Annotated in this window: 11 protein-coding genes; 4 read left to right on the top strand and 7 right to left on the bottom strand. The window is 60.6% G+C overall.

All coding sequences use genetic code 11. The annotated features are described in order from the left end of the window. Positions 1-36 precede the first annotated feature (36 nt). The 3 genes from OGI63_RS00155 to OGI63_RS00145 form a co-directional block, all read right to left on the bottom strand. Positions 37-684 (bottom strand): anthranilate synthase component II, encoded by a 648-nt coding sequence (locus tag OGI63_RS00155; protein ID WP_004218366.1) that lies wholly within the window; start codon positions 682-684, stop codon positions 37-39. A 240-nt stretch (positions 685-924) separates the two neighbouring features. Beyond that, on the bottom strand, positions 925-2,079 hold the full coding sequence (locus OGI63_RS00150; RefSeq protein WP_004218365.1) for a class E sortase: 1,155 nt from the start codon (positions 2,077-2,079) through the stop codon (positions 925-927). Between the two features lie 87 nt (positions 2,080-2,166). Continuing rightward, positions 2,167-2,964, bottom strand: a complete 798-nt coding sequence (locus OGI63_RS00145) for a DUF881 domain-containing protein (RefSeq protein WP_004218364.1) — start codon at positions 2,962-2,964, stop codon at positions 2,167-2,169. 106 nt (positions 2,965-3,070) lie between these two features. Between OGI63_RS00145 and crgA the strand changes: the two genes are divergently transcribed. Further along, positions 3,071-3,646: a cell division protein CrgA gene (crgA, locus tag OGI63_RS00140; RefSeq protein WP_004218363.1), complete on the top strand. Its 576-nt coding sequence runs from the start codon at positions 3,071-3,073 to the stop codon at positions 3,644-3,646. Positions 3,647-3,899: 253 nt separating this feature from the next. Here the strand turns inward: crgA and OGI63_RS00135 are convergent, their stop codons facing one another. After that, positions 3,900-5,117, bottom strand: coding sequence for a THUMP-like domain-containing protein (locus tag OGI63_RS00135; protein ID WP_404841329.1), 1,218 nt, complete (start codon positions 5,115-5,117; stop codon positions 3,900-3,902). A 1,186-nt stretch (positions 5,118-6,303) separates the two neighbouring features. Then, on the bottom strand, positions 6,304-7,104 hold the full coding sequence (locus OGI63_RS00130; RefSeq protein ID WP_012619624.1) for a rhomboid family intramembrane serine protease: 801 nt from the start codon (positions 7,102-7,104) through the stop codon (positions 6,304-6,306). A gap of 243 nt (positions 7,105-7,347) precedes the next feature. Here OGI63_RS00130 and OGI63_RS00125 point away from each other — a divergent pair, with 243 nt between their 5' ends. Next, on the top strand, positions 7,348-7,575 hold the full coding sequence (locus tag OGI63_RS00125) for a hypothetical protein (RefSeq protein WP_004218360.1): 228 nt from the start codon (positions 7,348-7,350) through the stop codon (positions 7,573-7,575). 240 nt (positions 7,576-7,815) lie between these two features. Here OGI63_RS00125 and OGI63_RS00120 read toward each other — a convergent pair whose 3' ends face one another. Further along, positions 7,816-10,272, bottom strand: a complete 2,457-nt coding sequence (locus OGI63_RS00120; protein WP_004218359.1) for a glycogen/starch/alpha-glucan phosphorylase — start codon at positions 10,270-10,272, stop codon at positions 7,816-7,818. Between the two features lie 577 nt (positions 10,273-10,849). Between OGI63_RS00120 and OGI63_RS00115 the strand changes: the two genes are divergently transcribed. Continuing rightward, positions 10,850-11,257, top strand: coding sequence for a sterol carrier family protein (locus tag OGI63_RS00115; protein WP_012619622.1), 408 nt, complete (start codon positions 10,850-10,852; stop codon positions 11,255-11,257). A 198-nt stretch (positions 11,258-11,455) separates the two neighbouring features. Here the strand turns inward: OGI63_RS00115 and OGI63_RS00110 are convergent, their stop codons facing one another. After that, positions 11,456-11,803 (bottom strand): DUF3073 domain-containing protein, encoded by a 348-nt coding sequence (locus tag OGI63_RS00110; protein ID WP_004218356.1) that lies wholly within the window; start codon positions 11,801-11,803, stop codon positions 11,456-11,458. A 160-nt stretch (positions 11,804-11,963) separates the two neighbouring features. On the opposite strand from OGI63_RS00110, the gene trpS reads away from it, so the two are divergent. Next, positions 11,964-13,067, top strand: a complete 1,104-nt coding sequence (trpS, locus tag OGI63_RS00105) for a tryptophan--tRNA ligase (protein WP_004218354.1) — start codon at positions 11,964-11,966, stop codon at positions 13,065-13,067. Positions 13,068-13,161: the final 94 nt, after the last annotated feature.

The raw sequence follows: 13,161 nt of genomic DNA, 5'->3' as shown, positions 1-13,161 counted from the left end.
ACCTCTTGCCGTCCCGGCAGGGCCCTGAAAGCCGCGCTACTCGGCCGCGAGCTTCGGCTGCAGGCCGAGGCTCTTCTCGACCGCAGACTCCTGACCGCACACGGCCAGCCAGTTCGCAAACAATCTGTAGCCATCCTGCGTGAGCACCGACTCGGGGTGGAACTGCACGGCGAACAACGGCAGTTCGCGATGGCGAATACCCTGCACAATGTGGTCGTCCACGGTCCATGCGGTCACCTGCAGCTCGTCGGGCACGGAATCCGGCTCCGCGGCGAGCGAATGATAGCGCGTCGCAGTCATCGGGTTCGCGACGCCGGCGAAGATCTCATCATCCACATGCTCTACCAGACTGGTCTTGCCATGCATGATCGTCGGCGCGTGGCTCACGGTGCAGCCGTACACCTCGGCGAGCGCCTGCATGCCGAGGCAGACACCGAACATGGGCGTGCCGGTCTGTGCACACAGGCGAATCACGTCCTCGCTCACGCCTGACTCGCTCGGCGCCCCCGGTCCGGGTGAGATGAGCACGCCGTCGTAGTCGTCGAGCACACCATCTTCGTGCGGGTCGAGCGCGTCATTGCGCACCACGGTCACGGTGGCGCCGAGCGTCTTCAAATATCCCACAATCGTGTACACGAAGGAATCGTAGTTGTCTATCACCAGAATGCGCGCGGAATCGGTCATCTCACTCCTCACTGTGTCTGCCCCGATTCTACCGGCAGGCACCCCGCACCGCGCCTGCATGTCCACTCATCACTTCATCACTGCGTAGAAGAAGACAGATAGCAGGCCCTATCTGTCTTCTTTTTACGCAAAGACAGCAGAAGCGAGGGAAGCAGCAGAAGCAAAGGAAACACAGGAAACACATGGACCGAAGGAAGCGAGCCGCGCGCAGCACGCCGCAATCTGCACCCCGCGCTCGCTCTACTGCGTGTTCACCGCTGTGTAGTTCGACATTTCGCGCAGTATTTCGATATGGCTCGCCGCCCACGGGCACGCCCATTCGATGATCGCGAGCGACACGGCCACGAACAGCAACAGCGCGAGCAGCCAGCGGATTGGCGCGGGGCCGGGCTGGTGCCGCACGAGCACGCCGTAGATGTCCACATCCGGCCGAGGCCGGCGCCCCTCGCGAATCGCACGCAGCAGCGGCCAGCGCCAGGCGATCGCCGCCGCGATGAAGATGATTGCGTACGCGATGAGCGCCCCCCAGATCACCGGCTGCAGCGTCTTGAGTTTCGCGAAGAACGGCGTCTGCTCGTTGCTGATGAACTTCGTCGCGCCATCCGCGCCCTTTTTGGCGAGTTCCGCGGGCACGCCGTCGCTCACCTTCGCCCAGTACTTGAATTCGCCGAAGCTGATCCAACGATGTGTCGGCGCGGTGTATTTCGGCTCGCATGTGGTCATCGTGAGCAGGCGCTTGGTCGGCGGCGCGCTCGGGTCCTCCGGGTTCGCCGAGATCACCGACGTCTCGTCCGGCGTGACGATGGTGTAGTTCGTGTAGGTGTACACATACCAGTAGTCCTTCGTGCGCACCACGACGGCGTCGCCTGGCTGCAGCTTGTCCACGTCGCCGAGCGGCTGCCCATAACCGTTGCGATGCCCCGCAATGGCGAAGTTGCCCACCTGCCCGGGCATCTGCGAGTCCACGTAATGCCCGAGTCCGTGCAGATTGAGTTCGGCCAGGTCGGTGCCCTGCACGAGATTGCGCTCCCACGCATCGCCGAAGCGCGGGATGTACACGCGGCCGATGAGCTCGCCTATGCTCGCATGTTCGGGTTGCAGCGGAGGGTCGCCCTGCTGCGGGTGCGCGATTTTCGCATTGGCGCCGTCGCTGGCCGGCTGCGCCCACCCGACGCTCTGGCGTTCCTCGATCTGCCGGTTCTCGGACTGCACGCCCGTCCACCATTGCATCCACACCACGTACAGCGCGCACACCAGTCCCACGGTGAGCAGAATCTCCGCGAGGATCATCACCACCGACCGCATGACGCTCCGTTTGCCCCCCACCTCCGGAAGGCGGTCAATCCGTCCATCCTGCCGTGCGGATGCGTTACCACGCCTGCCGCCGTGTTTCATGTGGCCTCCTCGGGGTCATGCATATCCGTGTTCCGGAAGTCTGTGTGAAGTCTGTAGCTGTATGAAGTCTCTGTATTGTATCGGTTTTCAATTCGTGGCGGAAGTGGTCTGCCCGCCGTTCGCAGATTCGTTCGAGCCGCCCGACTCGAACGCCTTCGCATATCTGAGCGGATTGAGCACGAGCGGCGTGCGCTGGAATGTGAGCGAGCGGTTCACTTCCACGTCGTAGCCCAGACCGAACGCATCCACATACTGTTTGTAGATCTGGATCGCGCGTGAATCGTCGAGCGACTGCAGCATGCCGTCCACCGGGCCGATTGCCGAGATCGTGAACGGCGGCGAGTATTTGCGGCCCTGCAGCAGCAGCACGTTGCCCGAGCAGATCACCGCGGACGTCGGCAGCACGCGCTGGTCCATGATCTGCATGGATTCGGCGCCTCCTGCCCACAGCGCGTCCACCACCGCCTCGACGTCCTGCTGATGCACCACGTACTTGTCTATGTCGGCGGTGGAACCGGAACTGTCGACCGCGCTGCGCCACATCGACGAGTCGTTCAGCGTCACGGTGACGCCCGGGCCGGTCACGGCGGGCAGCATCGTGCTTTGGCCCGCCTCCTCGCTGTTGCCGCTTTGCATCTCGTTGTTGCGCAGCAGCGTGTTGTAGTCGTCGATCTGCGAGCCGAGCTTGTTCACTTCGCTTTGCAGTTCGTCCACGCGCTGCACGCGGTGTTCGATGAGTTCCGCGGCGTCGTTCGACACGGTCGCGGATTTGTTCACGCGCAGATTCGTCACCACCAGGTACCCGACCAACGCGACCACCACAAGCACGGCCATGCTCCCCACCACCGATGTCTTCCTGACATGCCTGGCACCGTGCTTTGCCATCGCCACCTCCAAATATGGTTGTTTTGCTGAGGTCGCGGACGCCCTGGGCCCGCTTTCCCACATACCCACTATGATAACTGGTAGCCGATTAAAGGAGACTACACAAATGGCTGAGGAAGAGCTGCACAAAACCGACGCGGATGTCTCGGCAAACGACGCCGCAGACAGCAACGCCACCGTCACCGACGACGTGGTGGTCGACGCCGCCACCGATTCCGAAGGCGATGCCGTGGCCGTGGAATCCGAGACGGTGACCGAGGAGCCACAGACCGATTCCGAGAAGAAGGCGGAGCGCGAGGAAAAGCGCGCCGAAGACAACGAGAAGCGCGCCGAGGAGGCCGCGGTGGTCTCCGAGGAGGAGGCAGACGACCTCTCGCTCGACAAAATCCAGGCTGTGCTCAACTCCACGATTGACGAGAAAGACATGTCTCCGCAGATGCGCCGCATGGTCAAACGCCAGCAGGAGAACACGAAGCGCGTGGAGGAGTCGATCAAGGGCACGAAGGCCAATCCGAGCTGGTTCGTGCCGCTGTTCTGCGCGTTCATGATCGTGGGCCTCATCTGGGTGGTCGTGTTCTACATGACCGCCAAATACCCGATTCCCGGCATCGGTAACTGGAATCTGGCCGTCGGCTTCGCGCTAATCATGATCGGCTTCCTCATGACAGTCGCCTGGCGCTGACCATCTGGCTGGCATATCCGCATTTTCTTTTTACCCTATCTCCGCGTAAAAAGAGACAGACCACAGTCAATTCTGTCCCTTTTTACGCAGAGAACAACCGATTTCCCTATCCTTTTCTCTTCTTCTTCTCTTCTCCCCCTTCTTTCTTCTTTGCGTAAAAGGGGACATATAGAGCCTCTATCTGTCTCTTTTTACGCAAAGATAATCGCCCGACGCAATGGCCGCCCGGCGCGACTCTGCGCCCGTCCCGCGCTCACGCCAGTTTCCGCGTGCGCAGCAGCATATGCCCGCCCGCCACAGTGGTCGCGAACAGGTACACGTCTCCGCCGTCGCGCAGCTTGAGTTTGCGCCGCAACTGCTGCACAGTGAGCGGGAAGTTCCGCACGCTCACGTTCGCCGCGGAGATTCCGCCAAGCACCTGCCTGACGTCGCGCTTGTTCATCGTGCCGAGCGCCGTGATCTCGAACGCGCGCCCGGGAAAATCTGCCACCGGGTGCTCACTCACGAACAGATGACTGTTCGCGCCAATCTGCCGCACATCATAGTTGCGCGTGATCTCGCCGAACGCGCCCGCCTTCATGATCGCCGCGTTCGGTTCGTACAGGTACCGCTGCGCGCCCAGCTCGCACGCATCCAGCACATCCGCGCGCTGCCATGACCCCGCGGAATCCGCCCCGACCTCGAATTCAAGCCGCTGCGCATCGTTCACGCAGACGACCCGCACGCGCTCATGCTCGCCGCGCGCCAGCACGACCACAATCTCCTTGCACTCGTTCCCCGTCGCGGTGATGTGCACCTGCGCAACCGAGCCGACGAAATCCGCAATGGTCTTGCGCCAGTCGAGCATGGGCGAGAGCTTGATCATCACGAACGGTGCCTTGTCGAGCAGTTGTCCACGCAGTGCGAGGGCGTTCGGTGTGCAGTCCTCGATTGCATAGGTGCGCGCGCCATGCTCGTCACGGCGCGCCGGGTCAAGGTAGATCAACGTCGCCGGCGGCATCTGCGCAAGGTGATCCACGCCGTCTCCGCACACCACGTCAGCGCGACCGCCGAGACCAAGTTCGCGCAGATTATGCCGCGCGACCTCGCACAGCCTCTCCTGCCGCTCCACATAGGTGCCATGTGCGAATCCGCGCACCATGGCGCTGAAATCGACGCCGAATCCGCCGGTGAGATCGACCAGCGTGGGCTCGCTTTCCTCCTCCACCAGCTGTGCCGCCACCTGTGCCTTGTATTCCGCGGTGAACTGCGACGAACACTGTTCCATCGCCAGATGCGGCGGATACACGATGCCCTCGCACGCGGCCCACTGCGGCAGTTTCGTGCGCGCAATCTCGCGGCCGGCAATCTGGTCGAGTGCGAACGGCAGGTCAAGCCCGGGCACGTCGCGTTTCGTGTGCAATGCCAGTTCGCGCACGTCTTCGCCGGCATGCGCGCGTATGAATTCGCGTGTTTCCTGTGACATCTGCAGATTCGCCATACCCACGAGACTACCCGTGCCACACCCGTTGGCCATCTCATGTGCCGCGGTCTTTTCCTCGATGTGCGAAATGCGCGCCAGCCACATGCCATTCCGCCTGCGACGGAGTGCGTGACGCGGAATCAGCTGCAAGCCGACGTATGCGTTGCGCGGTGCGTAACCGCCGGCATATATGCACATCGTTATCCACAATTGTGGGCAAAGTCCGCGTTTCTGACATAACATGCCGAAATTGCCTTATTTTGCCACTATATACGGGCATACCGTGCAGCTTGTTGCCTATTTCTAGATTGCCCACACTCCCCGCTGCCCATTGTGGATAACGTTGTCCACAATATTCCACAGCAGAAACCATTGGAATTGCACCGATTGTGCATAACCATGTGGATAACTTGAGCACTTATCCATACGCTATACCCATGTTATCCACAACGTTTTCCACATTTGTGGAAAACTACATGCGTGTAACTCAAACACATGTTCGAATTCATACTTCCCTACTCCGCAGATTACGGCACCGCAATCGAACACCTGTTTGCCCGCCGTTGCCAGACCGCGGCGCCGCGGTACCTGTAGATCCGCGCATGTGCAATGGCGCGTCGAGCACTGCGCAGTCTCACCCCTTCTTCTCACACGACATATTTACGTCGATTACCTAATAAAATGCCGTGTGAGGCAATGTTGTCTCCCGCCTCCTCACCAATATGAGATTGCCCGTGCAAATACGGCCCTGTAGCCGAGCCGCTTCATTGTCATTACGGGACTCGCTTTGCAAAGGTCACGCGGTATTGCGCGTATGTTGTGCCAATCTGAGACCAGATTGGCACAGCCGACCAGCCGCACCGACACCCGCGAGCGCCGAACGGCATATCACACGGAAGACTCCGTACAATATGCCACAGATTCGCATCTGAATGGCTCAATCTGCGGAAGCATCCGAAGGATACGCCGCGAATGCACCCCGCGACGGCACATCTCACGGGACCTTCCGAACAATCTGCCGGAAAGATGCCCTGAAATGGCCTGCTTCGCGGAACCTTCCGAAAGTTCGACCGCTGAATCTACAGAAATGGCACGGCATACGGAAGCATCCGCACACCGTGCCATCGCAGTGCCATGTAAACGCGGGTGAGGAACGCCTCGCGTCCGAGACCAAGGCAGACCAAGGAACGAGGAACTAGTCGAGGAACGGGATCCAGCTGCCGGTACGCATCGGATTCGCGGTATTGCAGGCGTAGCACACCACGAGCAGCAGCACCAGCAGCACCGCGCCATAGATCAGCGCGCGTTCCAGCACCGGGCGACGCCGCAATGCGCGCACGCCGTCGGTCATGAGAATCGTGAACAAACCGCCTATCACAAAGCCTCCCACATGCGCCTGCCACGCGATGTTCGGCACAATGACCGGCATGAGAAAGTTGATGGCCATCCACACAATCATCGAAGTGAGGTCTTGCCCGACCTTGCGGTAGACCACCAGAATCGCGGCGAACAGGCCGAACAGCGCACCCGAGGCGCCGTAGCTCGACGTGAACCACCCCTCGCCGGAGCGGTTGAGCAGCGCCCAGATCATCATGCCCGCATCGCCGCCGATGCCCGAGACCATGTACAGGATCAGGAACGCCCAATGCCCCATCAGCCGTTCGAGCACCGGCCCCACCGACCACAGCGTGAGCATGTTGAAACCGATGTGCCACAGCGACGCCGGTTGGTGCAGGAACATGGCGGTGACGAGCGTCCATGGCTCGCGGGTCATCGAAGCCGGCTGCATCATGCCGAAGCCCAGCATGCCGGCAAGCCCTGCCGGCCATACGAACCGGAACAGGGTCTCCAGCAGCCACACGGCCACGCATACGAGAATGATTGCGGAGGTCACCACCGGCTCACCGCTGCGCCATCGTGCGCGCAACGACTCAGCGGAGAATATCCGGCGTGCGGACGGCGAATCAGGGAACAAACTAAATCCACGACGAGGCATGGCTCCCACTGTACTCGGCCGCGACGCCCGCTTATTCTCCTGCCGAATTCGCACAGCCAGGCACACTCCGTGGCACCGACTACCGAATCGCCATGGAACTGGAGTATCATTGGGGACTTAAGACATCACGCGTCATCCGCTTGCCATGAGCACAATATGCGTCATCTTGCGATGTGGGGCTTATGATGGAAGGCAGAGTCGACCGGGCCGAACCGGACGACCAGAATACTGAAAGGAGCCGTCATGGAGAAGAAGTCTTCAAACGGTTGGAAGTTCTTTGCACTGCTGTTCGGTGGTCTGCTTGCGGCTGTGGTTGGTCTGTACATCTACAAGCAGCAGAACCCGGATTACGATCCGTGGGAGGAGCCGTGGGAGAACAGCTCGTCGCCGGTCGACCTGACCCTGGCACAGGACAAGACCGAGGACGATCTTGACCAGCCGGCTGCGGACGCCGCAAAGGACGCCGCCTGAGTTCACACATGTACGGCAGGGCGCCGGGTACCGTGTTCGAGTACCCGGCGCCTTTGCATATCCGCAGACCGCCCCGTCCATCTTGCGTAATTTCGGACACCCGCGAGCGCTATGCGTCTCTATTTACGCAAATGCACAACAGATAGATACGCTCGCGCAATATGCTTTCGGCCTCCGCCTGCATATGCGAGCGGAGGCCGAAAGCGTCCCATCAGGAATCTGCGAACAGATTACCGTTCATCACTTATCGAGCGAACGGGTGTGCCAGATGCGGTCGAGGTAGTCCTTGATCGAACGGTCGGAGCTGAAGTAACCGGAGTTGGCGACGTTGAGAATCGCCTTACGGTTCCATTCGAGCTGGTCGGCATACAGTGCGTCGATATCGGCCTGAATGTCATGGTAGGCGGAGAAGTCGGCCAGCGTCATGAACCAGTCCTTCGTCAGCCAGTCGGAGACCAGCGGGGCGTAGGTGTTCCTGTCGCCGTTCGAGAACGTGCCGTCGGCAACCATGTCGATCGCGGCCTTCAGACGCGGGTCGGCCTCATAGTACTTGCTCGGGTCGTAGCCCTGCTCGTACATCTTCTCCACCTCGTCGACGGTCATGCCGAAGAGGAAGAAGTTGTCGGCGCCCACGCGCTCGCGAATCTCCACGTTCGCGCCGTCGAGCGTGCCCACGGTGAGCGCGCCGTTGAGGGCGAACTTCATGTTCGAGGTGCCCGAGGCCTCCTTGCCGGCCTGCGAGATCTGCTCGTCGAGCTCGGTGGCCGGGATGAGCATCTGCGCGACCTCGATGTTGTAGTTCCACGGGAAGAAGATCTTGATCTTGCCGTTGACATCCGGATCGTTGTCGATCACCTTGGCCACGTTGTTGATGAGCTGGATCGTCATCTTGGCGAGGTAGTAGCCCGGGGCGGCCTTCGCACCGAAGATGTAGGTGCGCGGCGTGATGTCCTGGACGTTGACCTTGCCGCTCTTGATGTCGGAGTACGTGGCGATGATCTCGAGGATCTTCAGTGCCTGGCGCTTGTATTCGTGCAGACGCTTGATCATCGTGTCGAACATCGTGTTGGCATCGAGTTCGGCGCCGTAGCGCTGCTTGGAGAAGTCGGCGAATGCGACCTTGTTCTCGTGCTTCACGGCGGCGAACTTCTTCACGAACTCGTCGTCCTGGGCGAGCGGCGCGAGGCCTTCGAGCAGATCGAGGTCCTCAAGCCACTTGTCGGTGCCGAGACCCTCGGTGATGAGCTCGGAGAGGCGCGGATTGGCCAGCTTGATGAAGCGGCGTGGGGTCACGCCGTTGGTCACGTTCTTGAACTTCGCCGGGTAGACGTCGGAGAAGTCACGCAGCGTGACATCCTTGAGCAGCTGGGAGTGCAGCTCGGCGACGCCGTTCACGTTGGAGCCGGCGTAGGTGGCGAGGTAGGCCATGCGCACCACCGGGTGCTCGTCGTCGGTGAGGATCAGCATGCGCTTGATCTGGTCTTCGCTGGCACCCTTGGCCTCGAGCTCGGAGACGAACTGCTTGTTGATGCGCTCGATGATCTCGAGGTGGCGCGGCAGCAGCTTGCCAATGAGCGATGCCGGCCACACTTCCAGTGCTTCCGGAAGCAGCGTGTGGCAGGTATAGTTGAAGGTCTTGTGGGTGACTTCCCAGGCGGTGTCCCAGTCGTAGCCGTATTCGTCGATCATGATGCGCATGAGCTCCGGAATGCCGATCACCGGGTGGGTGTCGTTGAGCTGGAACGTGATCTTGTCGGCGAAGGTGGTCAGATCCGGCTTGTCGGTGTCCGGGTAGAACACGCGAATCGCATCGTGAATGGAGGCGCTGGCGAAGAAGTACTGCTGTTCGAGACGCAGTTCCTTGCCCACCTCGGTGGAGTCCTCCGGGTAGAGCACCTTGGAGATATCCTCGGCCTTGACCTGCGGCTTCACCGCGTCGAGGTACTCGGACTTGTTGAACGTGAGCAGGTCGAACTCGTCGTAGGAGCGGGCCTGCCACAGACGCAGCGTGTTCACGCGACCCGAGGCGTAGCCGGGCACCATGTAGTCCACCGGGATCGCGCGCACGGCCCAGCTCGGCTTCCACACACGCTTGCCGTTCTCCTCGACGACCTTGCCGCCGAAGTTGACGCGCTGATCGCGCTCGTAGTCGATGTGCCCCCACGGGTCCTCATTGGACAGCCAGTAGTCCGGACGCTCGATCTGGCGACCCTCGTCATCGAATTCCTGGCGGAAGATGCCGTACTTGTACTGGATGCCGTAGCCGAAGGCGGGAACGCCGAGCGAGGCGAGCGAATCGATGAAGCAGGCTGCGAGACGGCCGAGACCGCCGTTGCCCAGGCCCGGTTCGTATTCCGCGTCGACCACTGCCTGCGGGTCGAAGCCGAGGCCGCGCACGGCCTCTTCGAACTGCGGGGTGAGGCCCGCGTTGAGCAATGCGTTGCGCAGCTGCTTGCCCATCAGGAATTCCGCGGACAGGTAGCCCACAGCCTTCGTGTCGCCGTTGATCATGTCCTGCTGGGTCTTCATCCAGGAATCCATGAGATGACGGCGGACCACGGTTGCAGTGGCAACATAGACATCGGCCGTCTTGGCCTGTTCCGGGGTGACCCCCTGTGTGTACTTGAGCGCCTGTCGAATTTCGTCAGCGAATTCGTTGGCGGTCAGCGGGGACTTAGGTGCCGTTAGTTCGGTCATACGTGACTCCCTTTATATGTTCCTCATCGAACGTGCGCGTCGGCGGGCATTGCTGCATCCGTTTTTGCATACGTTCTCATAAAATATACCACCGCTTGCTCCTTTCACGAAAAACGCTCTGTTTTCCGCATTCGTTTCGCGCACTGTTTACTGCGGCGACCATTGCAAACGTTGGTATCCATATACCGCACACTACTCTTCTCTCGTTACCGCGACCACCCTTGCATCTCATGGCTTACCCCTCCCCTCCTTTTGGTGTAACAGCCCCTGACGCAAAACACCCTTTGACGCATCCCTCTTTGACGCCTCCCTTGGCGTAAAAAGAGACAAATACGACTACCAAATGTCACTTTTTACGCAGAACAACAGACCTCCACACTTCTTCTCTCTCCCCTTTTCCCCTTCTCCTCCCCTATGACTTTCACCGTGACGTAAAAAGAGACGAATACAGCCGCCAGGCGTCTCTTTTTACGCGGAGAAAACGAGTTTTTCGCAATCACCATAGCGTCTTCACAAGGATTAATGCCCCATGGGTAAACAGCCCATTGTTATCGAGCGTTCGATGCAGAATCACAGTATGGCAGCAATTCGTAAGCAAGATATGATGCGCGGCATGCAGGCATACGACGATTGGTGCACGGCGGCGCGCGCAGCAGCCGAGACCACGCCGGCCCTCGACATCGCACCCCGGCTCGACCGCGCCACCATGGCCATGGCCGTGCGCTACTCACTTCACCAGCTGGAAATCAAGGCACCCGGCCCGGGCGTGGAGGTGCGCGTCGCGCCGTACGCGGTGGTCAAGATCCTGGAAGGCCCCGCCTCGGATCCGCATAATCTCACACCTCCCGACGTGATCGAGCTCGATCCGCAGGTTTGGCTGCGCGTCGCCAGCGGCATCACCACATGGCACGAGGAGCAGAAGGCCGGGCGCATCAGCGCGGTCGGCGAGCGCGACGATCTGTCGCCGCTGCTGCCGCTCGGCTGACGCCGTACGGATGAGCGTCACGGCATCTCTTTTTGCAATCGTTTGCATAGGACGCCTACCATCTCAATGCGGATCAATGCGGACGCGCACATGCCGAGCCCTATACTCACATCTACACACATCCGCACCCGAACGCCGTGAGGGGCGCCGCTCATCGCGACGCCCCTCACGAATTCATATGTCACCGAACCGGCGGATCTACTCCTGCTGGTCTGTGTGTTTGAAGGTTTCCGGCACTGGCATCGGAATCGGCTTGTGCGGCTTTGGTTTGGGTTGCGCGTGAGTCTCCGGCATCTCTCCGGTCGTGGCCTTCGCCGCTGCTTCGGCGGCCCACTTCGCGTATTCGTCGAGGTCATCCACCGTCTCGTCGACGTCCTGTGCCTCGAATTCGTCGTTCTCGACATCGGCAAATGGATCGAATGAGCCGGTCCCCGGCTCGTGCGCGCCCAATTCCTTGGCAAGCTCGTCGTAATCCGTGTCAGTGGTCATATACTTGAGCTTCCTGGCGATCTTCTGCTGTTTGGCTTTCTGACGTCCGCGGCCCATGCGACCCCCTGATACTTATTTGTTTCGATTCATCACATATGAGAGTACCACCACTTCAGACACATTGTGTTGTCTTCTCGAATTTCTACGATGATTCTTTATTACATAGGCCATACAGCGCATGCAGACGCACGCATACAGACGAGAAGAGGCTACCGGCATGACCGACGACATGAACGCGCAACTCACCGCGGCGGGCAATGAAATGAGCGCGAGCTTCCTCGCGGCGAAGAAGCGTTCCGACGAAACGCTCGCCAAGCTCAAGGCGAACCCGGGCAAATTCACCATGCTCACCGGAGACCGCCCCACCGGCCGTCTGCATCTCGGCCACTTCTTCGGCTCCATCCGCGAGCGTGTCGCCATGCAGAATCTCGGCGTGAACACGAATATCATCATCGCCGACTACCAGGTGATCACCGACCGCGATACCACCGAGCACATCGACGACAACGTGCTCAATCTCGTGCTGGACTACATGGCCGCCGGCATCGACCCCGAGAAGACGATGATCTTCACGCATTCCGCAGTGCCCGCCGAGAATCAGCTCATGCTGCCATTCCTCTCGCTGGTCACCGAAGCCGAGCTGCACCGCAACCCGACGGTGAAATCTGAGATGGAATCCTCCGGCCATGCGCTCACCGGACTGCTGCTCACCTACCCGGTTCACCAGGCGTGCGACATCCTGTTCTGCAAGGCGAACGTGGTGCCGATCGGCAAGGATAATCTGCCGCACGTCGAAATCACGCGCACGATCGCGCGCCGCTTCAACGAACGCTATGCGAAGAAGAACCCGGTGTTCCCCGAGCCGGCCGCGATTCTGTCGGAGGCGCCGGAGATCCCCGGACTCGACGGCCGCAAGATGAGCAAATCGTACGGCAATTCGATCATGCTGGGCGCGACCGCCGAGGAGACCGCCAAGCTGATCAAGAAGAGCCCCACCGATTCCGAGCGCACCATCACGTTCGACCCGGTCAATCGCCCGCAGGTCTCCGCGCTGCTCACCACCGCGGGTCTGGTCACCGGCCGCGACCCGAGTGAGATCGCCGCCGAGATCGGCAATGCCGGTGCCGGCGCGCTCAAGAAGTATGTGATCGACTCGGTGAACGAATTCCTCGCACCGCACCGTGAGCGTCGTGCCGAGCTCGCCAAGGACATGGATTCCGTGCGCGACATTCTGCATGACGGCAACGCCCGCGCGAACGCGATTGCGAACCAGACGCTCGACGAGGTGCGCGAGGCCATGGGCATGCGCTACGACCGCTGAGCCCAACGCCATGCCGAGGTAAGACCTCATTGCAGATTGCCGGAAACGACCTGCGGGTGTGGGAGGGCCCGGGAAAGATCGAGGAACGTAAAGG

The organism is Bifidobacterium sp. KRGSERBCFTRI, from assembly GCF_025908335.1.
The sequence above is the reverse complement of the archived record's forward strand: the minus strand, read 5'-3'. Positions and strand labels throughout refer to the sequence as shown.